Consider the following 957-nt stretch of genomic DNA (forward strand, 5'->3'; position numbering starts at 1 on the left):
CCGATGGCATAATGCGCGCCGTGTTCAAGATAGATGAACTCATCCAGCGTGCCTTTGTCTACCAAGAAGATCGTCATCGAACGCACAAACATCGCACCGATAGCAAGACCTAGCATAATCACAATCACGTCATTGGTAATGGCAAATGCACCAATCACACCATCGAAACTGAATGATGCATCAAGGACTTCTAAGTATAAGAAGCCGATAATACCGCCTTTCATAATCGCGCTGGTCGCGGCGGCGCCTGAACCACTTTCTTCGTTTTCTAAATCTTCTTCAAGATCACCTTCAAGCATACCAGAGACCACTTGTACGCCGAGATATACCAAGATACCCCATACACCAGCGATTAGGACAGCAGCTGATTGATTAGGATTGGCAAATGATACCGCAATCATTAATACGATAAGCGCGACAAAAACACTCATGGCATCGACTTTGCCCAGTTTGGCCAAACGGCTCTCAAGCCAATTAAACCAATGGACTTCTTTGTCATCAAAGATAAAGTTTAAGAATACCAGTAATAAGAAAATACCACCAAAGGCGGAAATCTCAGCATGATGCGCTAAGAGTCTGGCGGAGTATTCTTTAGGGTCGTTTAAGGCTAAGTCGATCACTTGCATAACACCAAGGTCGGCAGTAACCGCAACGATGACAATCGGGAATACCAAACGCATACCAAATACGGCGACTAAAATACCAACGGTTAAAAATATCTTTTTCCAAAATTCGTCCCAGCCTTTAAGGACTGAAGCGTTGACCACCGCATTATCGAATGATAATGAAATCTCCATGACGGCCAAAATAGCAGTAATAGATAGGGTGGTTATCATACCGCCCATACCGCCATGTGAATATCCCCACCATGCCGCGACCGCTAGGGCAATGGCTGTGAAGATAAAGTCTAAATAAAAATGTCTCATGACACATCCTGTCTGGTTGCGTAAAGCTAAG

General features: G+C 44.5%; 1 protein-coding gene. It reads right to left on the reverse strand.

Features of this window, described 5'->3' with window-relative positions:
- Positions 1-926 (reverse strand): DUF475 domain-containing protein (locus EPB74_RS13355; protein WP_274904637.1); only part of this gene is annotated, 926 nt, incomplete at its 3' end.
- Positions 927-957: the final 31 nt, after the last annotated feature.

This window comes from Psychrobacter sp. DAB_AL62B, assembly GCF_028895345.1.
GTDB lineage: Bacteria > Pseudomonadota > Gammaproteobacteria > Pseudomonadales > Moraxellaceae > Psychrobacter.